Source organism: Pantoea allii, assembly GCF_002307475.1.
In the GTDB taxonomy this organism is placed as follows: Bacteria; Pseudomonadota; Gammaproteobacteria; order Enterobacterales; family Enterobacteriaceae; genus Pantoea; species Pantoea allii.
In genome coordinates, this window is record NZ_NTMH01000035.1 from 35,164 (window position 1) to 58,533 (window position 23,370).

The 23,370-nt window shown below is 55.5% G+C and carries 22 protein-coding genes and 2 pseudogenes; 7 read left to right on the forward strand and 17 right to left on the reverse strand.

The genetic code is table 11. The features are described 5' to 3' along the window. The 3 genes from CMR03_RS14420 to olsF form a co-directional block, all read right to left on the reverse strand. Entirely contained in the window at window positions 1-993 is a 993-nt protein-coding gene (locus tag CMR03_RS14420) for an ABC transporter substrate-binding protein (protein ID WP_096011847.1), read from the reverse strand. 15 nt (window positions 994-1,008) lie between these two features. Continuing rightward, a complete protein-coding gene (locus CMR03_RS14425; RefSeq protein WP_096011848.1) occupies window positions 1,009-2,076 on the reverse strand; it encodes an ABC transporter ATP-binding protein in 1,068 nt (355 codons plus the stop codon). Between the two features lie 74 nt (window positions 2,077-2,150). After that, window positions 2,151-3,857 carry a bifunctional ornithine lipid synthase OlsF gene (olsF, locus tag CMR03_RS14430; protein WP_096011849.1) on the reverse strand — a complete coding sequence of 569 codons (1,707 nt, stop codon included), beginning with the start codon at window positions 3,855-3,857 and terminating at the stop codon, window positions 2,151-2,153. 653 nt (window positions 3,858-4,510) lie between these two features. Between olsF and CMR03_RS14440 the strand changes: the two genes are divergently transcribed. Further along, window positions 4,511-4,723, forward strand: coding sequence for a hypothetical protein (locus tag CMR03_RS14440; protein WP_072015855.1), 213 nt, complete (start codon window positions 4,511-4,513; stop codon window positions 4,721-4,723). Beyond that, window positions 4,674-5,207 carry a DUF2335 domain-containing protein gene (locus CMR03_RS14445; RefSeq protein WP_096011851.1) on the forward strand — a complete coding sequence of 178 codons (534 nt, stop codon included), beginning with the start codon at window positions 4,674-4,676 and terminating at the stop codon, window positions 5,205-5,207. Before CMR03_RS14440 ends, CMR03_RS14445 begins: the two co-directional genes overlap by 50 nt. A 34-nt stretch (window positions 5,208-5,241) precedes the next feature. Here the strand turns inward: CMR03_RS14445 and CMR03_RS14450 are convergent, their stop codons facing one another. From CMR03_RS14450 to CMR03_RS14505, 12 genes and pseudogenes are all read right to left on the reverse strand, one after another. Continuing rightward, on the reverse strand, window positions 5,242-5,550 hold the full coding sequence (locus tag CMR03_RS14450) for a hypothetical protein (RefSeq protein ID WP_096011852.1): 309 nt from the start codon (window positions 5,548-5,550) through the stop codon (window positions 5,242-5,244). Between the two features lie 286 nt (window positions 5,551-5,836). After that, window positions 5,837-6,130: pseudogene (locus CMR03_RS14455) on the reverse strand (hypothetical protein); the annotation flags it as partial. A gap of 145 nt (window positions 6,131-6,275) precedes the next feature. Next, window positions 6,276-6,878: a cupin domain-containing protein gene (locus CMR03_RS14460; protein WP_063880910.1), complete on the reverse strand. Its 603-nt coding sequence runs from the start codon at window positions 6,876-6,878 to the stop codon at window positions 6,276-6,278. A 158-nt stretch (window positions 6,879-7,036) separates the two neighbouring features. Further along, window positions 7,037-7,234 carry a hypothetical protein gene (locus CMR03_RS14465; protein ID WP_141248568.1) on the reverse strand — a complete coding sequence of 66 codons (198 nt, stop codon included), beginning with the start codon at window positions 7,232-7,234 and terminating at the stop codon, window positions 7,037-7,039. Between the two features lie 17 nt (window positions 7,235-7,251). Beyond that, window positions 7,252-8,151: an ABC transporter substrate-binding protein gene (locus tag CMR03_RS14470; protein ID WP_096011854.1), complete on the reverse strand. Its 900-nt coding sequence runs from the start codon at window positions 8,149-8,151 to the stop codon at window positions 7,252-7,254. A 9-nt stretch (window positions 8,152-8,160) separates the two neighbouring features. Then, window positions 8,161-8,955 carry an amino acid ABC transporter ATP-binding protein gene (locus CMR03_RS14475; protein WP_063880913.1) on the reverse strand — a complete coding sequence of 265 codons (795 nt, stop codon included), beginning with the start codon at window positions 8,953-8,955 and terminating at the stop codon, window positions 8,161-8,163. Beyond that, window positions 8,939-9,865: an amino acid ABC transporter permease gene (locus CMR03_RS14480; RefSeq protein ID WP_063880914.1), complete on the reverse strand. Its 927-nt coding sequence runs from the start codon at window positions 9,863-9,865 to the stop codon at window positions 8,939-8,941. Before CMR03_RS14480 ends, CMR03_RS14475 begins: the two co-directional genes overlap by 17 nt. A gap of 9 nt (window positions 9,866-9,874) precedes the next feature. Next, on the reverse strand, window positions 9,875-10,387 hold the full coding sequence (locus CMR03_RS14485) for a GNAT family N-acetyltransferase (protein WP_096011855.1): 513 nt from the start codon (window positions 10,385-10,387) through the stop codon (window positions 9,875-9,877). 10 nt (window positions 10,388-10,397) lie between these two features. Further along, on the reverse strand, window positions 10,398-11,336 hold the full coding sequence (locus CMR03_RS14490; protein ID WP_063880916.1) for an ABC transporter substrate-binding protein: 939 nt from the start codon (window positions 11,334-11,336) through the stop codon (window positions 10,398-10,400). Window positions 11,337-11,347: 11 nt separating this feature from the next. Continuing rightward, window positions 11,348-12,661 (reverse strand): LLM class flavin-dependent oxidoreductase, encoded by a 1,314-nt coding sequence (locus CMR03_RS14495; RefSeq protein WP_096011856.1) that lies wholly within the window; start codon window positions 12,659-12,661, stop codon window positions 11,348-11,350. 76 nt (window positions 12,662-12,737) lie between these two features. Then, a pseudogene (locus CMR03_RS14500) lies at window positions 12,738-13,882 on the reverse strand (amidohydrolase). A 26-nt stretch (window positions 13,883-13,908) separates the two neighbouring features. Continuing rightward, the gene (locus tag CMR03_RS14505) at window positions 13,909-14,907 is read right to left on the reverse strand and encodes an LLM class flavin-dependent oxidoreductase (RefSeq protein WP_096011857.1); all 999 of its coding nucleotides are present in this window, start codon (window positions 14,905-14,907) and stop codon (window positions 13,909-13,911) included. A gap of 614 nt (window positions 14,908-15,521) precedes the next feature. Between CMR03_RS14505 and CMR03_RS14510 the strand changes: the two genes are divergently transcribed. Further along, entirely contained in the window at window positions 15,522-16,688 is a 1,167-nt protein-coding gene (locus CMR03_RS14510) for an amidohydrolase (protein WP_096011858.1), read from the forward strand. 76 nt (window positions 16,689-16,764) lie between these two features. Next, window positions 16,765-17,247, forward strand: a complete 483-nt coding sequence (locus CMR03_RS14515; protein WP_014594608.1) for a YlaC family protein — start codon at window positions 16,765-16,767, stop codon at window positions 17,245-17,247. Here the strand turns inward: CMR03_RS14515 and CMR03_RS14520 are convergent. Further along, a complete protein-coding gene (locus CMR03_RS14520; protein WP_063881257.1) occupies window positions 17,244-18,647 on the reverse strand; it encodes an aminotransferase-like domain-containing protein in 1,404 nt (467 codons plus the stop codon). The two genes, CMR03_RS14515 and CMR03_RS14520, sit on opposite strands and share 4 nt — an antisense overlap. A 79-nt stretch (window positions 18,648-18,726) precedes the next feature. Further along, entirely contained in the window at window positions 18,727-20,823 is a 2,097-nt protein-coding gene (locus CMR03_RS14525; protein WP_063880922.1) for a putative bifunctional diguanylate cyclase/phosphodiesterase, read from the reverse strand. 705 nt (window positions 20,824-21,528) lie between these two features. On the opposite strand from CMR03_RS14525, the gene CMR03_RS14530 reads away from it, so the two are divergent. Genes CMR03_RS14530 through CMR03_RS14540 form a run of 3 tightly spaced genes read left to right on the forward strand, consistent with a single transcriptional unit; the run spans window position 21,529 to window position 23,364 of the window. Beyond that, window positions 21,529-22,095 carry a spore coat protein U domain-containing protein gene (locus tag CMR03_RS14530; RefSeq protein ID WP_063880923.1) on the forward strand — a complete coding sequence of 189 codons (567 nt, stop codon included), beginning with the start codon at window positions 21,529-21,531 and terminating at the stop codon, window positions 22,093-22,095. Window positions 22,096-22,119: 24 nt separating this feature from the next. Then, entirely contained in the window at window positions 22,120-22,641 is a 522-nt protein-coding gene (locus CMR03_RS14535; RefSeq protein ID WP_096011859.1) for a Csu type fimbrial protein, read from the forward strand. A 24-nt stretch (window positions 22,642-22,665) separates the two neighbouring features. Beyond that, the gene (locus CMR03_RS14540; RefSeq protein WP_063880925.1) at window positions 22,666-23,364 is read left to right on the forward strand and encodes a fimbrial biogenesis chaperone; all 699 of its coding nucleotides are present in this window, start codon (window positions 22,666-22,668) and stop codon (window positions 23,362-23,364) included. Window positions 23,365-23,370: the final 6 nt, after the last annotated feature.

A 23,370-nucleotide genomic window follows, 5' to 3' on the forward strand; every position in this document is an offset into this window, starting at 1 on the left:
TCAGCCACCAAACAGCGCGGTAAACTGCTCCCGCACCTGCGCATCGTCCGCGACCGCCTTCTCAACGTCCGGCGTCAGCAGTTTGATCTGGTCGACAGGGACAAATCCTTCAGGCGCGGCAACGCGGTCATCGACCGGCCGGTTACCCTGCTGCACCACCAGTTTCTGCCCCTGTTCGGAGAGTAAAAAGTCCACAAAGGTTTTGGCGGCAGGCAGGTTATGTACCGATTTCATAATGGCAACCGGTTCGGTGACGTAAGAAACCCCTTCTTCGGGATAAACCAGGTCGATGGGCGAACCCTGTTTTTTGGCCCGGATGATGTCAGCATCGGTAATCACGCCATATTTATCCATCCCGCTGGCCACGGCTTTTAAAGCCGGTCCGTTGCCGCCCTGCGGCGCAATACCCAGCGCCGCCAACTGCTTATAGAAGTTCCAGCCGATGTCCGGCGTCGTAATATCGGTGTGCAGTTTATACAGGGCCGCCCCGGAGTAGAGCGGGCTGGGTACGGCTATTTGCCCTTTGTTATCAGCATTGAGCAACGCTTTCCAGCTGTTGACCGGTTTGGCACGTTGCGTGTTATAGGCAATCACGGTGGCGATGATTTTGGTACCAAAAAAGGTTTTATCACGGTCATAAAACGCAGGCTTCAGGTGATCCACAGGCGCATCCTGATACGCATACAGCTGCTTCTCTTTCTTCAGCGCGCCGAGGTTGATGGCATCCGCCACCAGCAGCACGTCAGGCTTGACCTTGCCGCTCATCATTTCCGTGTGCAGGACATTCATTAACTGCGTGGTGCCGTTGCGCGTCCATTCCACCTGAATCGCGGGATAAGCGGCTTTGAACGCATCCATGGTTTGCTGCGCAATTTCCGGTGCCTGCGAGGTGTACACCACCAGCTTGCCGCTGGGCTTGTCAGCCGCCTGCGCCAGCGTTGAACCTGTCAGCACAGCCGTGAACAGTAGCGAGAAAAGAATGACCTTTTTCATATTGTCTGAAGTCCTTTATGCGGGAAGAATCCAGCCGTCATTAACAGCAATACTTACGGTGTCGTTCACCGCAAGCGCAGAAACATCATCAAGGGCCAGGGTGAAAGAGACATCCGGCTGCGCCAGCGGGCACAGGTGAATGTCGTAATGACCGCCACGGTAGATAATGCGTTCAACCTGCGCGTTAAACTGACCGCGATTAACAGGCATCAGGCGGAAACTGGCACGATGAAAGCTGGCTTTGCCGTGGGGTAACGTTGCCTGCTGCGCTGAGCAGCGCAGCAGCAGTCGTGCGCCGAACAGCATGACCGATGCCTGCCCCTGTCCCACCGGTTCAATATCCTGTACCGGCAGAACCCGTCCCTCATCAATGAAGGTGGCGACCATCTCGTTGGCGGGCTCGCGCCACAGCGTTTGGGGCGAAGCAAACTGCATGACCTGCCCCGCATTCAGCACCACAACGCGATCGGCCAGCGCCATCGCTTCGCGCTGATCGTGGGTGATGTAGACCAGCGTTGCCCCACTGTGACGATGAAAGCGGCGAAACTCCTCTTCCATCGCGCTACGCAAATGCACGTCAAGGTTAGCCAGAGGTTCATCAAGCAGGACCAGCCTGGGCTTTGCCACCAGGCAGCGGGCCAGCGCCACGCGCTGACGTTGGCCGCCGGACAGATCGGCCGGGCGACGATCGGCAAAGGGCAACAGATCGACCAGCGTCAGGGCTTGCCGGATACGATCCGCCCGCTCTGTACGGTTCACGCCGTTGACTTTCAGGCTGTAGCCCACGTTTTCGGCTACCGTCATGTGCGGCCAGAGCGCGTAGTTTTGAAATACCACGCCAAGATCGCGACTTTCGGGGGGAAGATGAAAACCCTGAGTGGCAAACAAGGTGTCGCCTACCCAGATCTCACCGCGTTCCAGAGTTTCGAATCCGGCTATCAAGCGGAGTAAGGTTGTCTTGCCGCAGCCGGAGGGACCCAGCACGGCGATAAATTCACCCTGCTGGATCTCCAGCGATACCGCGTTAAGAACCGGCTGCGCCGCGAAGGCTTTATGCAGCCCGGAGAGTGAAATTGCGGCCATGATTACGTCGCCTGTGCCATAAACGTTCTATGCAAAACGTTACGACACATTGATGACAACACCGTGACAGCAGGCTACTTCGGCAGATGGACCGCCACGTAGCGCTCATAGCGCGACGGCTTAATTTTGGTGAGATCCGCCAGAACCAGCCCGTCAATACAGTTGTTGAAGTCGGGGTCGCTGCCAAAATCAATAAACTGCACGCCGCCGGGTTCGTACACTTCGCAATACTGTTTGTAGAGCGTCGGGATTGCCACGCCGAGGTTGCTGAGCAACTGCTTCAGCCGCTGGAGATCCTCTTTGTAATCATTGCCGCTGAACTGGGCCAGCACGTCAGGCAGCGAGGCCGGATAAGGACAGCGCGACGTGGCCAGAGGGAAGTCCGTCGGAAAATAGATGCGGTAGAAGGCCACCAGCAAATCACGCGCCGCCAGCGGCATGGTGCCAGAAATAGAGACCGGTCCGAACAGATAGCGCACCTCAGGGTATCTGGCGACGTAAGCCCCGATGCCCAGCCAGAGATAATCCAGCCCGCGTTTGCCCCAGTAAGCAGGCTGGATAAAGCTACGTCCCAGCTCGATGCCCTGACGCAGGATAGGGATCATGCGTTCGTCGTAATGAAACAGGCTGTGACTGTAGAGTCCTTCCATGCCGCGGCGTTCCAACTGTTCGCCACCGGGAATAAACCGATAGGCACCGACGATTTCCAGCTCTGCATCGTCCCACAGGATCAGGTGATAGTAGTCATCATCGTAGCTGTCTAAATCACGTCGGCGACCGCTGCCCTCGCCCACGGCACGAAAGGCAATCTCCCGCAGTCGGCCCAGCTCACGCAGTATCGGCACTGAGGTGGCACCGTTACGCCGCCACAGATAGATCTGCTTGCCATCCGGGGTATTCCCCAACAGTTCGCTTTGCAGCAGCGCTTTTTTCAGGTCGGCACGATCTTCCGCCAGCGCAATGGCGGATTCAGTCTGAAAAAGGCCCTTTTTTCCCTGCCCCAGACGATAGACATGTTTACGCACGCGCTTTGCCAGCTCTTTGCCTGGCGTGTGGCCGTCGTGCCAGTGCGCAAACGGAATCTGCGCACCGATACGCAGTTTGATGCGCATTCCGCGCTGTTTAAACATTTCCCGCACCAGCATTAACATTGCCACAGGCGGTGCGACTTTGGCGGTAGCATAGAACAGCCAGCTGTTTCGGCCCTCAACGTGTACCGGCACCAGCGGTGCCCGCGCTTTCGCCGCAAGACGCAGGAAGCTGTGATGCCATTCACGGTCACGCACGCCCGCACTGCTAAGACGGGACACTTCACCCGCCGGGAAGATAATCAGCACGCCCTGATTGCTAAGATGCTGCTGCATGCTCTGCAACTGCTGGCGGCTGGTGCGGTTCCCAATATTGTCGACGGGCAACATCAGGCTGTTGAGCGGTTCCAGCAGCATAATCAACCGGTTAGCCACAATTTTCACGTCGGGGCGCACCTGTGATATCGCATGCAGTAACGCCATGCCGTCAATGGTTCCCAGTGGATGGTTGGCCACGATGACCACTGGCCCGCGCGGGGGGATCTGCTCCAGATCGCGCTCGCTAAGCTCGCAACGTACATCAAGGTGCTCCAGCACCTGCTCGACCATATCCAGGCCTTTCAGGTGAGGATAGCGCGCGGCAAATCGCTGGAATTCATCTTCACGTAAGATCCACTTCAGAATCCGTTTCTGCCAGTTGGCGGGATGCTGGTTGGGCCAGAAACTCTCAATAACCTGATCGACTGAAAACATAGTTAACCTTTCGTGCCTGTCCCGGAGATACAGCGAAAGTAAGTCGCATTGTTTGCACTTTTATGAATAACGAGTGGTCGAGAGGCAAATATGTTGGCGCAGTCAGCGACACATGGGTGCCACATCAGGTTTTTAGCCATAAAAACAGAGGGATAAGGCAGGATATTTCACCGGGGCGATACGGTAAAAAAGGAAACGGACAAAAGACTGCCGCGCGCATTGGCGAAAAGTGCGTACCCGAGGTCATGAGGGAAATGCGCGAAAGTCAGTATCACTACTCGAACTGTGGCATTGGCCCCGCTGAGGTGATTCCGGCACTGTTGTCGAAGCATCGCCGCGGGCTTCAGTTACATGCTCTACTGGCAGAACTGACTAGTAACGACCATAAAGTGGAGGGAGCTTGAAGCGATCCGCCTGCATCTGGCAGAACAGAGAAAGCTGTTAGCAGCACTGACGACTCATGGACAATACATCACCCAGCTAGCGGCAAAATGAAGCCTCAACGTTAGCCTGAATGCGCCGATAACTAAGGCGCATTCGTTTGGCAATTGTTGCGATAAGACTAGTGGTATTAGTTGCGTATTATTCACGCTATGCATAAACTGCAACCAGATTGGTAAGTCAACCAAAGGTTGAATGCCTAAGGAGTAAACATGAAGAGATCGACTCGTCGTTTTATGACAGCGGCAGGTAGTGTGTTTGATCTGATTCCGGCTACAGACTACTCAGAGTTTGTTGATCGTCGTAGTGATGCTGAAGCCATTAGTTCAGATTTCCAGGCGATTGGTGATGATATAAGGAAATCAATGAGGTCTTATGCAAGGATCAGAGCCAAAGCAACAAAGCGCCAGTTGGCCACTCGCTGAAGAAGAAATTGAAAACACTGCCGCTGAAGAAGATGCAGAAACAACCGAGCTAGCCCTCAAGATTGAGGAAGAGCTTAACGAAAATCCCGTGGTTCTTGAGAGGCTTCTCTCAAGACCACAGTTCAGAGCAATAATCAGTCAGCAGTCTTTCAGAGGCCCCTTGCCTCCGCCTGCCATGCTTCGCGAATACAATGAAATTGTTGAAAATGGCGCAGAGCGTATTATGGCAAAAGGCGAGAAAGAACAAGCTCATCGCCATGCAGTAAAAGATAAAATCGTCGATGGCACACTCGCGCGAGATACTCGTGGTCAGTGGATGGCGTTTACAATCACTGTATTTGTCCTCGCCATTGCGGCCATTTTTGCCTGGAAAGGTAACACTGTTTTCGCTGGTACACTTATCACCATTGATCTCATTGGTCTGGCATCAGTGTTTCTTTTGGGCAGAACTAGCATATCGCCATCTGAAAAAGATGATAACTAATATTAAAAATCAGCCCGCGAAAGCGGGCTTTTTTCTAATGGCATTTCGTGGTTTTCAGGATTTGAAGCTGATTCAAACGTTGTTGTGCTTTATCTTTGGCGCTTTCCTTAGCCAACCCGTTACCTATACCAAAATCAGCAATAAAACCTAAAACAGTCCTGGCATCGAACTGCCCCGTTCGGTCGATCTCGCTTTGAATACTATGCATCTTTGCGATTTCCTGCTCAATAGCTCGGCAATCAAAAGCTGCAGACTCCTCAGGTGTGAGTTGAGGTGACTGTGGATACTGTTTTGTTGCACATCCAGCCAGAAATAAAACACAGAGTATTAAAATTTTTCTCACTTAAATTCCTATTATTAAAATTTTTTCGGGACCATAGCAATTCTAAGAGCCCAGCACGTCCAACAAAAATAGCAGTCATTATCAGTCAGAAGTCGCCATCGGCACCGAACCCACCGCCCTTCAACTAATTATATATTCCTACCGATGAAAACGATTACGCTTACGAAAAATACAAATCAAATGAATACCTTGAGGGCGTCATTTACTCCGTAATTGCTTAAGTTATCGTAAGCAAGAATTACGCCAGAGATTATTGCGAATAAAAGAAAACCATCCGTGTTCTACCCTACTGCGGAGTGATGTTTTGTGGCTTCCACCAATAAGTCTGATTAAAATCTTTTTTTGACCGTTGCTCAACCTTGCGGAGATATCGAGATGAGACGTATTCCTGCATTTGATTGAAGATCATATGATCCAAAGCCGCTTTTGCGTACCAAAGATTAGCACCAGGACTTAATCCTTTTTCAAGTTTTACCAGGCCGCCGCCGGTCTGTTCTCGCTTACCTTCCACGGCATTGAGCGATATTCCCTACCTCAGCTTAACCACGTCGTCCACCAACCAGGCAACCGGGCCTATCATTTATGCAAAATCTTAATACTGCTGGCGATAACGGCATTCGTACTCGTTCGCCACCGCTTGACAAGAAAAGGCGGAACCGGTTTCCGCTGCCGGTTTGTCGGCAGCGGCACTGTCATTAATCCTGAGCAGCCGGTCCCGTTTCGCGTTACTGGTTGTGCATCATGGTCGCAACCGGGAGCCAGATCTCGGTCATCGCGCCCGCTTTACCGGTGAACGGGTCCCGTTTCGGCAGCGCTACTGTTTTCACTTTTTCCTGCGACAGCTTCAAATGGGCAATTTCATCGCGCAGGATTTCAGGTTTCAGGCCTTCCGGATAGGCACCCACCGCCAGGAAATCTTCGCTGGCAGACACCTGTCGATGTCCGACACCGGCCGGGATCAGCACGGCATCGCCTGCCCGCAGAGTAATCATACGACCACTGTCGCCACCAAACAGCACTTCCGCCCAGCCTTCAGCCACGCCGAGGAGCTCATGCGTGTTGGGATGGTAATGCATGTAAGGGAACAGCTGATCGCGCCAGTCGGGTGGCCAGCCATTTTTTTCAAACGTCTGCTCGAACCAGGCGGCGATATACTCTTCATCCTCTGGCACCACGCGCGGCCAGATAATGAGCGGTAACGGATTATTCGGCACTCCGCCAGACGGACTGGCGAACATCAAATGCTGAGGGTTATCTGATGCCCCGGCTGAAAATGTTCCTGCTGCGAAAGACATCAGCAACATCAGACTGGAAGTTTGGGCAGTCATACAATGTCTCCTTTTTTCTTTAGTGTGACAAAGGTCGCAGGGTTTGTAATGTGCGCTATGCATCACAATTTACACAACCACCCTAACTCGCTAACCAAAGCCAAATTAGTTGTTAACAATTTCACCCTAAGTAAGTAAGTCTCTTTTACGTGGTAGGATTAATCTGTAAAAGAGACAACGCCCGTGGTTGCACGCTGAACCGGCAGTCGCTGCGCATCCGTCAAAGTGAAGATTAAGGCTAATAACCCCAGAAAATGACGGGCCGATGACAAGGCATTAATCTGTTTCGCGAAGACAAAAAAAACCCGCCAGGGCTGGCGGGTCGATGCGCGGTGATGTCCTGTGGCTGACGCCATTTTCAGGCTCATCTGACTCAGTAAACAATGCCGGGTGGATTGACGGTGGAATGGGCGACCGCTTCATCCTCTTCGCCCCAACGCTGGAGAACCTGCTGATACTGCCCGCCGGCAATGGTGCCATCCAGCGCGGTTTGCAGCGCCGCAGCCAGGCCGTTGCCCTTTTTGGTGGTCACCGCCACCCAGGCGCGGAACGGCCCCTCGCCGACTATTTTCGTTTGCCCGCGCGACGCCACTTTCCATGCCGCCGTAGAATGCGGGCCAAACAGCGCATCGGCCCGCCCGGAGAGCAGAGAGAGCGTCGCCGAGGCATCATCCGTCAGGTAGATGGGTTGGACAGGGGGCAACCCTTTGGCCCGGTTCTGCGCGTCCCAACTGAGTAAAATGCGCTCCTGATTGGTGCCTGATGCCACGATGATGCGCTTGCCCGCCACGTCTGCCGGTGAGTTGATCGTGCTGACAGGACTGTCCGCTTTGACGACAAAGGCGTGGTTATCGGCACGATAGGTGGCAAAATCAAACTTCTTTTTCCGCTCTTCGGTGACCGCAATGTTAAACATGGCCACGTCGTAGCGTCCGGCGCGAATCCCCAGCGGCCAGTCCTCCCAGGACGCGGGGACCAGCTTAAGTTTCAGCCCCAGACTGTCCGCCAGCAGGCGGGCAATGTCAGGATCGCTGCCAATGCGGGTCAGGTTATCCGACGCCAGCAGCGCCAGCGGGGGCGAATTGGTGGCAGAGGTCGCCACGGTTAAGGTGCCCGGCTCAACAAAATGAAAATCCGCCGGGATTTTTTTTACCGCGTCGGGATTCACCGGCGCATGAATCGGCTGTTCATTGTTGGCGGCATCCCGTTTTTCCCCGGCAAACACCGCGCCGCTCACCAGCATCGCCAATAGCGTCAGATACGCATATTTCATCTCGGCCTCTTATAATACGCGAGCCAGAAAGCGGCGCGTTCTTTCATGACGTGGATGGTTTAACACTTGCGTACTGCTGCCCTGCTCCACAATTTTACCGTCCACCATGAACACCACGTTGTCGGCCACCTCACGGGCAAAGCCCACTTCATGCGTGACGATCACCAGCGTCGTACCTGACCGGGCGAGCTTTTTAATCACGTCCAGCACCTCCCCCACCAGTTCGGGGTCCAGCGCTGACGTCGGCTCATCAAACAGCATGACGCGCGGTTGCAGCATCAAGGCCCGGGCAATCGCTATGCGCTGCTGCTGACCGCCAGACAGATGACGAGGCCAGGCATCGGCTTTATGGCGCAGGCCCACAATATCCAGGAGCTCGCCCGCCCGGGTTATCGCCTCGCGCTTTGAGAGCTGGCGATGGGCGATGGGCGCTTCGATTAAATTTTCCAGCACCGTGAGATGGGGAAACAGGTTGAAGTTCTGAAAGACATAGCCAACGTTAATGCGCTGACGCAGAATCGCCCGCTCCTTCAGTTCATACAACCGGTCACCCCGGCGCTGATAGCCAATGTACTCCCCGTCAATCTGGATAAATCCTTCGTCTACCCGCTCCAGATGGTTAATGGTCCGCAGCAGGGTCGATTTTCCTGATCCTGAGGGGCCAAGAATTACCGTGACGGAACCCGGCTCCAGCGCCAGTGAGACATCGTCCAGCGCCTTGAGCTTGCCGAAACGTTTGCTGACGCCGGTCATGCTAATGGCCCCCTGCGCAGGGGATAAACGGTAATCAATGGCTTCGGACATGGCTGATCTCCTCAACAGGATTAAGCGGTGCGACGCGCGTGCGCCATTGTCGCCAGCGCGACGGTTGCGGTTCACGGCTGACGCTGCGAGCCAGCCAGCGTTCAACGCTGTGCTGAATCACTGACAGGACGGTGGTGATAATCAGATACCAGGCTGCGCCGACCATCAGTAAGGGGATCACTTCCTGATTGCGGTTGTAGATCATCTGAATGGTGTAAAACAGCTCCGGCATCGCCAGCACATAGACCATCGCCGTGCCCTTCGCGAGACTGATAATTTCGTTAAAGGCGGTCGGAATAATGGCGCGTAAGGCCTGGGGCAAAATGATGCGAAAAGTACGCCGCGAGGCTGACAGCCCCAGGGCAGAGGCCGCCTCCACCTGACCGTGATCGACGCCTAAAAAGCCGCCGCGAATGATCTCGGCACTGTACGCCGCCTGAACCAGCGTCAGACCAATCACCGCTGCGGGAAACTGCCCCAGCACGTTAATCGTCTGAAAGTGGCCCCATGACAGGTGGGTAAATGGCACCCCAACGGACAACGTGTCGTAGAGATAGGAGAAGTTGTAGAGAATGATCAGCACGACAATCAACGGCAGCGATCGAAACAGCCAGATGTATCCCCATGCCAGACTGCTTAACAGCCAGGAAGAGGAGAGCCGCGCCAGCGCCAGCAAACCGCCTAACAGCAGGCTGAACACCGTGCCCAGCAGGGTCAACAGCAGTGTCTGCCCCAGGCCATGCAAGATCACCGGGTCGAAGAACCAGCGGGCAAATACGCCCCATTCCCAGCGGGGATTAAACGCCACCGACTGTACAACGCCTGCCAGAATAAACAGCGCCACCACGGCACCCAGCGTTCGGGCTGGATAGCGGGCGGGCACCACCTGTAACTGTTGATGATGACTCATGAGCGATCCTTAGCTTGCCTGCGCAACGCTGTGCACATCGATAATTTTGATAAAACGCAGGCGACCATCGTGTGGCGGCTGACCAAAACGTTCCAGATCGCCATTCAGGTCGAACTGCGGCTGATAACCGTGGCCGATATACAGGCGCACGGCCTCGGGCTGGCGAAAGCCGGTGGTCAAAAACAGACGCTGATAACCCGCCCGTTTTGCTCGCCGCTCCAGCTCTTTCAGCACCACCAGCGCTAATCCCTGGCGGCGCAGATCGCCACGCGTCCAGATCCGTTTTAGTTCGGCGGTTTGTGCGTCATAAGGTTTGTACGCGCCCATGGCAATAATCTCGTCGTCGCGCTCCAGCACAATAAATAAGCCGTGCGGGGGCAGATACCATTCGTCCCGCTCCTGTTCCTGGTGGCGGCTAAAATAATCGCCATAGCGGGCCGCATACTCACCGAACAAACCGGTCAGGATCGGCACCAGTTCAGGCGCATCCGGTGACAGCTCGCGAAATTGCAGTTCACTCATTGTGCGCTCCTCAGTCACCCAGACCCGGTGGATTAATCTCGGAATGATCGATGCGTTCAACGCCTTCTCCCCAGCGATCCAGCACCTTCTGGTAGTCACCATTTTGCATGACGCCATTCAGAGCCGTGCTGATGGGTTCCGCTAATCCGCTGCCTTTTTTGACCGTGACGGCGATGTGCGCGGCGTTAGGCCAGCCGCCATCCACACTGCCGACCAGGCGGGTTTTGCCGTTCAGTGACGCCTTCCAGGCCCCAATCACGTTTGGACCAAAATAGGCATCCGCACGTCCCGCCTGCAGCGCCAGCGTTTGGGCGGCGTCATCTTTGGTATAAATCGGCGTAAACGGCTTACGGCCTTTGGCCTGATTTTCTTTATCCCAGGCCAGTAAAATGGCCTCCTGGTTGGTCCCGGAACCGACAATGATGCGCAGCCCGGCGATATCTTCGGCTTTGGTCAGCGACTGGATGGGGCTGCTGGTTTTCACGTAAAACCCCAGAGAATCTTTTCGGTAGGTGGCGAAATCGAACTTCTCTTTGCGCGCCTTCGTCACGGTGATGTTGGTGATGGCAGCATCATATTTCCCCGATGCCACACCAAGCGGCCAGTCTTCCCAGGAAGCCGGCACGACGTTAAGTTTCAGCCCCAGGCTGTCCGCCACCAGCCGGGCAATATCGACTTCGCTGCCCAACAACGTTTTGTTGTCATCAGAGAAAACGGTCAGCGGCGGTGAGTTCAGAGCCGCCACCGCCACGGTAAACGCGCCCGGTACGGCGAAGCGATAGTGGGCAGGTAGTTGCGCCACGGCTTGCGCATTTTTAACGGTGTGGATGGGGGTTTTATTGGCCTCAAGACTGACGCGCTGACCATTCACGGCAACACGGGTTCCTTCCGCAAGGCTGCTACCACTGGCGGTCAGCATCAGCAAGGCGATAAGCATATTTTTCTGCATAGCAAAGGCTCTTATTGTGATGTGAATTGATTAACCGGCTGCGACAGGGCAAAGCTGTCACGCAGCGTGGAGCCCGGATAGTGACGGCGCGCTAAACCGCGCGCCTGTAGTACAGGCACCACCTGGTCAACAAAACGTTCAAAAGTGTCTGGCGTACCGCCATTGATAATGAAACCGTCTGCGGCCTCGCTCTCAAACCACAGTTGCAGACCGTCGGCGACCTGCTCGGGCGTGCCATGAAACAGCGGACGCGGCGTTGCCGCTTCCAGTGCTGCCTGGCGCAGTGAATGACCCTGCTCACGCGCTTTGTGTTTAATCTCGTCGGTGGTACTGCGGAAACTGTTCTGGCCGATGTCGCCAATATCGGGGAAAGGCGCATCGAGCGGGTACTGGGAAAAGTCGTGATGGTCGAAGAAGCGGCCAAGATAGTTGAGCGCATCATGAAGGGAAACCAGCGCGGCGGTGGTTTGATATTGCTGCTCCACGTCCTCAGCATCGTTGCCAACGATGACGCTCACGCCCTGGAAAATATGCAGATCCTGCGGCTGACGGCCGTTTTTCACCTGTAGCGCTTTGACGTCACGATAAAATGCCTGGGCTTCCTCGCGCGTCGGCTGATGCGTAAAGATGGCATCGGCATGACGGGCTGCCAGCTTTTTACCGTCGTCAGAGGCGCCCGCCTGAAAAATGATCGGTCGGCCCTGTGGCGTGCGTGAAATATTGAGCGGTCCCTGTACCTGGAAGAAGTCGCCGTGATGGTTAAGGGTGTGCAGCTTAGCGGGGTCAAAAAACTGGCCGCTGTCTTTATTGCGGACAAACGCGTCCTGTTCCCAGGAATCCCATAATCCTTTCACCACCTCAAGGTACTCATCCGCAATGCGATAACGCAGTGCATGTTCAGGATGCTGCTGCCGTGAGAAATTCTTTGCCGATCCTTCCAGCGGTGAGGTCACTACGTTCCAGCCGGCACGTCCTCCGCTCAGGTGATCCAGACTGGCAAACTGTCGTGCCACGGTGAAGGGTTCGCTGTAGGAGGTCGAGACCGTGCCCACCAGCCCTAAATGTTCGGTGACACCGGCCAGCGCCGACAGCAGCGTTAAGGGTTCAAACCGGTTCAGAAAGTGGGGGATCGATTTTTCATTAATATATAAGCCGTCGGCGACAAACAGAAAATCCAGTTTGCCCTCCTCGGCTTTCCGCGCGATTTTTTTCGCATAGTCAAAGCTGATGCTGGCGTCCGCCTGGGCGGCCGGGTGGCGCCAGGCCGACATATTTCCGGACGCGCCATGCAAAATGGTACCCAGTCGAAGCTGTCTTGTGGTCATGATGTGCTCTCTTTTATGCGTCAGGATGCCAGGCGGTTGTCCGGGACAGCCGCTCAGGCAAGTCAGAAAGTTGAACTTAATTCAGGGCGGGTTCACGACATCGGTCGTGAAGATGGTGCAACGCCTGCCGGGCGAGCTGTGCAAAGTAGTGGGCGGCGGGCGCTATCGAGGATTCGTCGGGCGTAAAACCGGCATGATGCAGGCCAAAGTCGCTGGCGCTGCCAATGCTGACAAACGCGCCCGGTACCTGCTGCAGGTAGAAGGCAAAATCCTCGCCCCCCAGATGTAAATCGGCAGTCTGTACCCGATAGCCCACCTGGCGAGCCACCTCACTGCTGAACTGCGCCCAGCGCGCGTCATTGATCAGCACGGGCGGCCCGGCGTGCCAGCTCAGGCTGGCCTGCGCGCCATTGGCCTGCGCGATGTTCTCCACCAGCGTGCGTACGCGTTTTTCCAGTTCGGCGCGCAGGTGCAGATCGTGAGTGCGGGCGGTGCCGCCAAACTCCACCGTTCCCGGCAGCACATTCCAGGTTTTACCGCCGTCAATGCGGGTAATACTGAGCACCAGGCTGTCGAGCGTGTTAAAGCTGCGACTGGTCAGCGTCTGGAGTGCCTGAATAATCTGGCTGGCGACCACGATGGCATCCACGCCCTGCTCTGGATGCGCCGCGTGCGCGCCCTTACCTGTCACGTGGATAACAAACTTGTCGGCGTTGGCATAAAACGCGTGGCAAAGGTCCCGCTCGGCAGGCCGGGTTCGTTATGCATACCAAAAATAGCCTGTACCTGATCCAGTACGCCGGCCTGGATAAACTGTCTGGCACCGCGTGCAATCTCTTCGGCGGGCTGAAATAAGATGCGTACCCGACCGCGCAGTTGCTGCTGCTGTGCCTGCAGTTCAAGGGCCGCGCCCAGCATCACGGCACTGTGCAGATCGTGACCACAGGCGTGCATCACGCCTGGCTGGCGAGAGTGAAAACTGACGCCGCTGGCCTCATGGATCGGCAGCGCATCAATATCGGCACGCAACGCAATCAGGTTTTCACCGTTGCCGATTTCCGCGACCACGCCGGTTTCAAGCGGGTAGTCGAGTAAACGGATACCGGCGTTATGGAGCCACTGGCGCAACCGCGCGGTGGTGGCGAACTCCTGGCCGGAGAGTTCGGGCCAGGTATGCAGCTCACGTCGCCACGCAATTAACTGTGCTTCGTTCAGACTCATGGTGTACCTCGGCTAACACATCATGCTCAGGCGGCGACCCACTGATGGGTTGCTAGTAACTCCAGCGATCGGTAACGTGCGCGGGCATCGGCAATCGGCGTGTCGATAACAAACTCATCAATACCGAAGTTATGCTGTAGCGCGTCGAGCTGGGCATGAACCTGGGACGCGGTGCCTTTCAGCAGGGATGGCGTGCGCGGCTCAATCAGATAATCGGTAAAGCCGCCCTGACGAACATAGCGTTCCGCCTGTTCCAGGCTGGCAACGTTGACGCCCGGGCCGCCTTTCACCTGCACGTGGAAATGTTTGAGATCGGCAACCAGCAAATCGGCCTGCGCTGGCGAATCAGCGACCACGACCTGCACCGCTACCAGCGCCCGTTTACCCTGTGCCTGCCGTGAATAGGCCTGCAGGGATCGCTCAAGACGCTGGCGATCGCCATTGATGTGCGCGGCAAATACAAACTGCCAGCCCAACTGCGCCGCCAGCTGGGCGCTCTGCTCGCTCCCCCCCAACAGAAACCGCTGCGCCGGACGCGCGGGCAAGGGCGTGGCCCGTAGCCTTTCGTCGTCGTGCCGTTCCACCTCAGGTTGCAGCCAGCTGTCCAGTTGCTGAAGCTGCTCGGCAAAACTGCCCTTTTCATCCTGATGCACCCCAAGCTGTAGCGCCCGGGTTGAAAGCGGCAGGCCGCCAGGCGCTTTACCGATGCCCAGATCGATCCGCCCCGGTGCCAGCGACGCCAGCAAATTAAAATTTTCCGCCACTTTATAGGGGCTGTAGTGCTGTAACATCACCCCGCCAGAGCCAATACGAATGTGCTGGGTTTGCGCCACAAGCCAGGCGATTAAAACTTCAGGTGACGGGCTCGCCAGCTGTTCAATATTGTGATGTTCCGCCAGCCAAAAACGGTGATAGCCCCATTTCTCAGCCTGTTTCGCCAGCTGCAACGTGCGCTGAAGCGCCGCCGCCGGTGTTTCACCTTCTGCCACGGGCGATTTATCTAACAGACTTAATTGATATGCCATTCACCTGTCCTCACTCATTTCCGTTAAGGCTCAGTGTGGCGATGCGGGTATATTTCGTAAAACAATAAATATGACAATATGAAGTTAAAAAGTGGCAATAGAATTAAATGAATAAACGCATTCCGCGATGACATTATTTATTACCTTCCTGCCAATCCCACCAGAATCGATATTACGTCCGCGTTTAACCATGCTGTATTTGCTAATTTTCGCTAAGCTTTGATTAATTCCTTACTTTATCGACTCACGGTATTGCCCGATGATGATCCATCGGGTCAAACAGGTGAGAGAGAGGGATAAAGTATGTTAAAAGTCAGTAGCTTATTACAAATGCTGTTCACGCATAACAGCGAGGCGGCTTGCCAGCGCAGTCCCGTAAAAAAGCCCCGAGCAGGTGCTTGCTCTGGGTCTGACAGAGAATTATCCACCCGCGATTATTCAGGCAGAGAGAATAAAAATCATCATTATGATGCGTACTCGACGTCTGTGTCGGTGTTATCAACCCAGGATCATGCCCTGACGCAATTGCCCGATTACCCCTGGCAACCCAATAACCTGTAACGGCTAAGCAGGTATAGCCGAGATTGCGTTGGACTGTTTGAATAAGGAGACCCATGACTTCATTTTTACTGGAACGACTGGTGCAGTGGCGTCGTGAACTGCACCAACATCCTGAACGCTCAAATCAGGAGTTTGCCACCACGGAACGTATTACGCGCTGGTTGCAGCAGGGCGATATTCGTTTGCTGCCCTTGCCATTGACGACCGGCGTGGTCGCGGAAATCGGCCAGGGCGAGCCCCTTATTGCCCTGCGCGCCGATATTGATGCTCTGCCTGTCAACGAGGAAGTGCGTTCTGCCTGGATGTCCCAACAACCCGGCGTGATGCACGCCTGCGGACACGATATTCATACGTCGGTAATGCTCGGCGTGGCCCATCAGCTTAAGCAGCGTGAAGCCACGCTTCCGGGCCGGGTACGTATTCTTTTTCAGCCCGCAGAAGAGACGTTTGAAGGTGCCCGACAGCTGCTTGCCGCAGGCGCGCTGGACGGCGTGCAGGCCATATTTGGTATGCACAACGCGCCGGATCTGCCACTGGGTACGCTGCGAACCCGGCCTGGCGCGTTTTACGCCAATGTCGACCGCTTTATTATTCGGGTGCACGGCAAGGGCGCACATGCCGCCCGGCCTCAGGAAGGTATTGATGCCATTGTGATTGCCAGCCACATCGTGACGGCATTACAGACGTTACCTGCGCGGGTGTTTAGCGCCCTGGAAACGGTCGTGCTGAGCGTCACCCGTTTCACGGCGGGTAATACCTGGAACGTGCTTCCGCAGGAAGTGGAACTGGAAGGCACGGTCCGCACTCACCATGCTGCGCTGCGTCAGCAAATCCCTGAACGTATGACGGCGCTGATTCAGGGAATCGCATCGGGCTTTGGCGCTCGCGCCGGGCTGGAATGGATAGCGGGGCCACCTGCCCTGATAAACACGCCAGAATGGACAGAAATGGCCCTGGATCAGGCCGCCCAAAGCGGTTATCGCGCTGAACAGGCCGTTACGCCGCTAATGGGCGGTGAAGATTTTGCCTTTTATCTGCAACAGGTGCCGGGGGCCTTTGTGAATATTGGCAGTGCCAGCGAATATGGCCTGCATCATCCGGCGTTTAATCCCGATGAAGCCATGCTGGGGCCCGCTGTCGACTATTTTACACAGTTGGCACCGCGCGCCCTGGCGCGGGTGGCGGCGCAGTCGGTCAGCAAACGCGAAACTGTTATATAAAAAATGGCCTAATCTGTGTCTGAACGCCTTGACTGTTATCTGTTCTAATAGCTATCAGTTGAAAGTGAGGGGAACGATGGACGCCATTAAACAGATCTTGATCGACGAAATTAATACGCTCAACCGTGAAGAACGCCGGGATAACCTGCCGCGCTTCAGCTTCTCTTTTTTGAAAAAACATCCTGGACTGTGGGCAGTGATGTACCTGTGCTACGGCCTGTGCGTGGCACTGATTTTTTCCACTGAGATGTTGGGCTGGCCAGCCTTCTGGTTCGCGACTGCCTTTGTACTGGTGATGAGCTTTCTGATGTTGCTGGATATCAATCCCAAATACCGTTTTGAAGATATCGATGCGCTGGATCTGCGGGTTTGCTACAACGGCGAATGGTATTACGTGCAGCCGGTGCCTGAACAGGCGGTATCGCGCATTATGTCTTTGCCGGATGCGCCAGAGCGCGTCAAAACAGGGATTGACCGTTTGCTGAAGCAGAAAGGGGAAGTGGACTTTTACGACGTTTATTACCTGACCTGGGGGCACCGCCAGGCTGCGCAGGTTTAACCGCGCGCCATGTCGGCCATGATCTCACCCAGGGTGACGACCGCCGCCTCGGCTCGCGAATCCCAGGGCCAGGCGGTGTTAAGCCGAAAACAGTGGCTGAACTGTTCGCCAGCGGCAAACAACTGCCCCGGTGCAATACTGATACCTTTTGCCAGCGCGCGCTGGTAAAGCTGGGTGGTATTAATACTGTCCGGTAGCGTCACCCATAAAAAGTAGCCCCCGGCGGCGTCGCTCACCGTGGACGGTGCGGGCAGCACCTTCATCAGTGCCTGACGCGCCAGTTGCTGGCGCTTTGCCAGACTTTGCCGAAGCCGTTTCAGATGATTATCGTAGCGGCGGGTCGCCAGAAAATCCGCCAGTGCCAACTGCATCGGTGCACTGGTCGAAAGCGTACTCATCAACTGCAGGCGTTGAATACGTTGAGCATGCTGGCCCGCAGCGACCCATCCCACACGAAACCCCGCCACCAGCGATTTTGAAAAAGAACCGCAGTGCAGCACATTGCCATGACTGTCCCAGGCTTTTGCCGGCAGGGGCGGCGCGCCCTCACCCGACAGCTCAGCGTAGACATCATCTTCGATCAGCGGCACCCGATGACGGGCAAGCAATTCCACCAACTGCTGTTTACGCTCGGGGGTCAGCGTGGCACCTGAGGGGTTTTGCAGGGTCGTCATTAACCAACAGGCTTTAACAGGCCAGCGCTGAAGCGCGTCCTCAAGCTGCTGCAAATCAATGCCGTTCTGCGTGTCGACGGGAATAGCCAGCGCCTTGAGCTTAAGCCGTTCAATCGCCTGCAGTGCGCCATAGAAACTGGGCTGTTCAATCACCACATAATCGCCGGGTTCGGTAAGGGATTGCAGACTGAGATTCAGCGCTTCCAGCGCCCCGCTGGTAATCACGATTTCATCGGGGGATAACGTGATGCCCTGTCGGGCGTAACGCTGCGCCAGCAGCTGGCGCAGCGTGGCGTTGCCGGGGGGCAGATTATGCAATGCATCGGTGGGCGTCAGCTGGTGTGAGACGTTCGCCAGCGAACGCATCAGCTGACGCTGGGGAAATAAAGCCGGGTCGGGGAACGCCGAACCAAACGGCACAATGGCCGGATCGCGCGTGGCCTGCAAAACGTCGAACACAAAGTCATTAATATCCACCCGCTCGCTGATAGCCACGCTGAGCGGTGCGGCTGCCAGCGCCCGTGGCGCGACGTAATAACCGGACTGCGGGCGCGACACAATCCATCCCTGACTTTCCAGCAATTCATAAGCATGCAGCACGGTCATCAGGCTCAGCCCCTGCCGGGCGACCTGCTGGCGCAGCGAAGGCAAACGGGTGCCCGGCGGCCAGATACCGGCTTCGATTTGCTGCTGAATGTCATCCATTAACTGCTGATATTTCGCCACGGCATGTCGCTCCTGATGCTGAGGCGTCACTTTATCATGTTGATCACCTGTAACAAAAAAAGCCGTGGCGGTTAACGCCTTAGCACTCCAGCGCTGCGGGTTTGTCTGCTTCAGTGCCCACAAACTCGTTAAGCTCTTCGATACGCTCCGGTGGAAGGGGGCGACCCAACAGATATCCCTGTAGCGTGTTGCAGCCAAGTTGGGTCAGAAAGGCCTGCTGCTCGGGCGTTTCGACGCCTTCAGCCACGACTTTTAACTGTAAAGACTGCGCCAGCGCCACAATCGCCGAGACGATGGTCGCATCTTCCGACTGGTGCTGAAGCTCGTTCACGAAGGCCCGATCGATCTTCAGCTCACTGGCTGGCAGGCGTTTGAGATACAACAAACTGGAATAGCCGGTTCCAAAATCGTCAATCGAGGCTTTGACGCCGAGCTCCGTCAGTTCGGTCAGAATACGGACGCTTTCATCGGGATTACGCATTGCCGTCGTTTCCGTCACCTCCAGCGTTAACTGCGTGGCGGGAATATGGTGCAGCGCCAGCGCCGCTTTAACCGTTTCGACCAGATTGCTCTGCTCAAACTGCAGCGCCGACAGGTTCACCGCCACGGACCATGCCAGATGGCCCTGCAGGTGCCACTGATGCAATTGACGGCAGGCTTCGTTAATTACCCAGTTACCGATATTCACTATCATGCCGGTTTTTTCCGCCATCGGCAGAAAGCAGTCCGGCGTCAGCAAGCCGTGTTTCGGATGCTGCCAGCGCAGCAGGGCTTCAAAGCCCATAATCGGGCCGTGCGGTGCACAGTATTTGGGTTGGTAAAACAGCCGCAGCTCGTTGTTATCCAGCGCATGCCACAGATCGTTATTCAGCTGTAACTGACTTTGCGCCAGCAGATTCATGGAGGGCTGGAAAAAGGTATAGCCGTTGCGGCCGTTATTTTTGGTGTGGTACATCGCGGCATCCGCATTGAACATCAGCTCGCGCTCATCCTCGCCGTCACCGGGATATACCACAATGCCGATGCTCAAGGAGACCACTAACTCGTAACGGGAAATCGAGAACGGGCGAACCACCGCTTTTACCAGTTGATCGGCGACCGCCGCCGCATCATTTGGCTCGGTGATTTCAATCAGCAGGACAAATTCATCGCCACCCAGACGCGCCAGCGTGTAGTAGCCTTTCATCTGTTCACTCATTCTTTCCGTGACGCTGACCAGCAAACTGTCGCCAATGTGGTGACCAAAGGCATCGTTGACCGCTTTAAACCCATCGAGATCCATAAACATCAGAGCAAACTGGCTGCTCTCACGATTGGCTTTATTCATCGCCTGTTCAAGGCGGTCTTCCAGCAGGATGCGGTTTGGCAGTCGGGTAAGATTATCGTGGAGCGCCAGCTGGGCCAGTTCACGATTGGCCTCAGCCAGTGAACTGGCCAGGATAGAGGTACGTGCCTGCATGCGCGCATCCAGCATGGAAACCAGCAGGGTGATACCGAGTATGGCGATGGTCACTACGGTGACCACAATGGCTAACCAGTTGCTGTTAACGCCCGAAGACATGGTATGGCTGCCTGCAGGGAATGAAGCCGCCATCATGCCGGTGTAGTGCATACCGGCAATCGCGGCGCCCATCACCACCGATGCACACAGCCGCAGTGTGGCGACGCGTCCCTGATGCCCTTCGCGCAGCTTAAACGCCAGCCACAGGGCGGCAACGGAGGCGGCCAGCGCAATGATCACCGAAATCAGCACCCAGCCCCAGTTCCAGATGATACGGGTCGAGAGCACCAGGGCGGCCATGCCGGTGTAATGCATAGCGACAATGCCGCTGCCGAGGACAACAGCACCGCCGGCTAAGCGCGGCAGAGGCAGGTCCCCCTGACAGACCAGCCACAGGGCGAAAATGGATGCACACACCGCAATACCGGCAGACAGCGCCGTCAGGGATGCGTCATAACTCATCATCATGTCCAGGTCCATGGAAAGCATGCCAATAAAGTGCATGGCCCAAATACCAATGCCCATGGCAAAGCCACCGCCAAACAGCCACACGAGTGCGACCTTACCGGTTGAAGTGGCTACACGTCCCGCCATATCCAGCGCGGTAAAGGAAGCCAGCATCGCCACTAATACCGAAATGACGACGATGAATGCGTTATATGAGGCCACTAGCATAGTGTTTATCCGAACAGCGCCGAGCGCGCAGCTGTGATGTTGACGTTGAAAAGATGTTTTGTCTTATTTACCGGTTATCGGCGCGAAAAAAGACTAAATTAGGCTTTTTTAATAGAGGTTCCCAATGCTTCCGAGCGTCCGGACCAATCAACCTGGTCTGCCGACCGAGGAAATTTGTTGTTGTCCGCAGGGCGCTATCCAGGCGATTACCGCTCTCCCGGCATGGAACGACAGGCACAGAAACGCAGAAAAAATTAAAAAAGACTGCTATTCCAATAAATTATAATTAAACATACCGCCAACTCGTCTGCTCGCCTCCGTCCACATCTGCTTATCTTAGACGATTATTCTGAAACCGTTTCTGACCGGCGCAAGACTATCCCACCTGATTCGAAAGGGTCACGGTGCGCAAAATATGCCCCTGTTTTTATTTTCATTTACCGAGAATGAGCGGCCATGAAGGGTGTCCGGGGGCACGAATGTAACAAATTAATAAAAAATTTATCGTCGGGTTTCGCTACAACGGCCAGGCTGATGTATAGTAAAAAAAATTAATATAAATCGACTTACCTGTTTTCTGGATTGTCGGGAAAAACAACGGCAGGATGCTGACACTCTACGGTTAGGTTTTCTTTTCTCTGGTTTTTTTGTATTACGCCATCAGGTGAAAAAGCACAAGTCCTGAATAATCGGTAAGGAATGATTATGAAATTCAAGCTTTTTCTGTTAGCTGTCAGTTTCACCACGGCGCTGCCGTCCGTGACGTTTGCTGCCACCACCACGGGTGCAATTAACGCTACGCTGACATTAACCACAGGTTGTCTGGTGAACGGCCAGTCAGCCACCACGGGCGTAAACTTTGGTTCGTTGAACTTTGGTAGCAGTGCCGCCACCTTCGATACCCTGAATGCCACCCTGGTGGGCGCGGCAGGAAACGGTATCTATGTGCGTTGTACTACCGGGCAAACGTTTAACGTCCAGGTGACCAGCAGTAATGCGGCACCGGGAACCGTCTACGGCACCGTATCATCTGCACCGCGCTATCTGGTACTGGGCGCGGATAACACCCAGGGCATCGCTTATACCCTCTACAGCGACGCCTCCTTTAGCACCGCCATTGCGAATAACACCAATATTGCGCCAAGCGGCACGACCGATCCCACGCTTGGTACCAATTACGCAATTTACGGACGCGTGGTGGGCGGCGGCTTTAACCCTGTGATTCCGGCTGGCACTTACACCGATACCATTAACGTTGCCGTGAACTACTAAGCGCCCGTGTTTGAGTAGCGGCAGATGACAGCAACCTGGTCACCTGGTTCGATCACCGCTGGCGGGTTACTGTTCCTGGTGAGTGTGAATGGGTGGAGCATTACGACCAGCTCCACGACATTTCAGGTTTCAGCGTCAATCGTTGCAGGTTGTGTGATCTCCGGAACCAATACGGGGATCTTTGGCACGCTTAATTTTGGCACCCAGTCCGGGCTGGCAAACAGCAGTGTCAGCGCCAGCTATGTGCAAAGTTCAACGATTAACCTCGCCTGTACACCCGGCATCACCCTGAGCATGACCATCAACGGTGGCAGTAACTACACCGCGACCCGCAACCTGAAGCTGGCGAACAATACCAACACGATTCCCTATTACCTCTTTAGCAATGCAGCACGCACTACCCCGATTCCGGTGAATACGGCAGTGCCGCTGAGCTACAGCAATGCCAATAACATCACGTTACCGATTTACGGCGTGCTGCAGTTACCCGGCCCGACGCGCGCCGGGGTTTATTCCGACACGCTCAGCGTCACGCTGACCTGGTGATAAAAAGTACAAAGGAGCTTTACCATGCCATCCCTGCGCGCCCTGTTTTTTCTGTTCACACTCGTGTTGTTGCCACAGGCGCAGGGCGCTAACTCTGTCATGATTTGGCCCATCGACCCGGCGATAAACCCGGAGGAGAAAGCCAGCGAACTGTGGCTGGAAAACCGTGGCAGCAGCACGACGCTTATGCAGGTGCGCATCTTCGCCTGGCAGCAGACCAACAGCCAGGAGCAGTATCAAACTCAGCAGCAGGTCGTCGCCAGCCCGCCACTGGTGCGCATCGAACCCGGTCAGAAGCAGCTCGTCCGCCTGATTAAACAGCTACCGCCTGCCGCGGGTAAAGAGGTGGCCTACCGCGTGGTGCTGGATGAAATCCCTACCCCGCGATCGGTCAGCGACAACCAGGCCGGGCTGAATTTTCAGATGCGTTATTCGGTTCCGCTCTTTGTCTATGGCTCCGGTCTGAGCCGCGATGACGCGAAGTCGGCACTCAGCTGGCGTCAGGTCAACGCGAGCGGCCAACGCTATCTGGAACTGACGAATCGCGGCAACGGCCATGCACGACTCAGTAATGTCACCGTTGGCGGTCAGCGACTTGGAAACGGACTTTATGGCTATGTGCTGGCCAACAGCACGCAGCGCTTTCCGTTAACGTCCTCCGTAAGCGGTGAACTGAGCGCAGAGACCAATAACGGGCAGTGGCGCAGCGCTGCGGCTCAGTAAGTTGCA